Genomic DNA, 1,319 nt, shown 5'->3' with positions numbered 1-1,319 from the left:
GTCTCTAATAATGTTTCTAAGTTTTGTAAATTTATTTGATAACAATTAATTTGAAGTACTCTTCTTTTTGCTTTACTTGATATCCCATGTAGATTATTAAATTTAACTCCTAATCTTTCTAATACCTCGTATAAGTTTGGTGAGTCTGACAACCTCTCAATATCAAACTCACAAGATATGAAATTACATAGATAATTTACACTCTCTAATTGACATAAATCATCATATTTACAATTTTCTAAAATAATAACCACATAATTCATTAATTGAACTATTGATAAATCTTCGTTAATTACACCCCAAATATCTATTCCATTTTGCATTGATTTTGTTAGAAATTTCCGTACTAAACTCTCTTCTGTAGTTGATATAGTGTTTCCCAAACCTTCAAGTAATTCAATATACTCTTCAAAATTTTGATTTATGTGACAAAATAGAACATGAATTATTCTTGATATTTTTTCCTCATTTTCCTCTGTATCATTAACCAACAGATATTCAATAAGTTTCAAATTAAATACAGCCATGTTATTGATATCGTCAACTCTCACTTTTTGTGAAACTTTATCAACATGTTCTAGTGGAAAATGTAGGTTCTTTATATTATATCCTAATTTAATTGATTGAATAAATTCATTTTCTTTTTGACTTAATGTTCCTTCACGGAAGACTGTTAGATAATCTTCATATGATTCGTTGAGCCAATTATTTCGAATTAGGAAATATAGCAACTTATTATTTATAAAATCTATATTTGGTTCTATACCATCCTCTTTAATTAGCCTTGAAATCGACTTTGTTTGAACACTTTTAATTTTTTTCTCTAATATTTTTATTTTCGAGTTAACTTCTACTTCATTTTTCATGTTCTGTTCAAAATCTCGATATAGTTTTAAATAGTTAATTGAATTAATGGTGACAAAATCATCTACATTTGCATAGTTGGCTTCTAAGTCATCATTATAGTTTTGTAAATATACTCCAAACTCTCCATTGATACCTCTATCCATCAAATATCTTAGAACTTGTTCACCAACAACTCTGTTTTCACTACCAGTTAACCTCAAAAGTACATCTCTACCCTGTTTTATTAACTTATTATTAACAAGTTTTCGCTTTTTCGCAAACAACATAGCAATTTCATCTTTACCAGTAATAATATCGCCCAGTCCATTGTATGAGGTGTTCTTTATTTTCCTAATTTCATTTTGTAATTCTGATATCATTTCTTCTTTAGCCTTTTTATTAAACACACTATAAACTATCCCCTTATTCTCCAATAAATCCGAATAATCTTTAGGGTAAATATTTTTATAGAC

Annotated in this window: 1 protein-coding gene; it reads right to left on the bottom strand. The window is 27.2% G+C overall.

Annotated elements, in window-relative coordinates; genetic code table 11:
• On the bottom strand, positions 1-1,253 hold a 1,253-nt coding region (locus HU235_RS12130; protein WP_174880374.1), incomplete at its 3' end, for a hypothetical protein.
• Positions 1,254-1,319: the final 66 nt, after the last annotated feature.

It is taken from the genome of Metabacillus niabensis (genome assembly GCF_902829255.1).
GTDB classification, from domain to species: domain Bacteria; phylum Bacillota; class Bacilli; order Bacillales; family Bacillaceae; genus Metabacillus; species Metabacillus niabensis.
The sequence above is the reverse complement of the archived record's forward strand: the minus strand, read 5'-3'. Positions and strand labels throughout refer to the sequence as shown.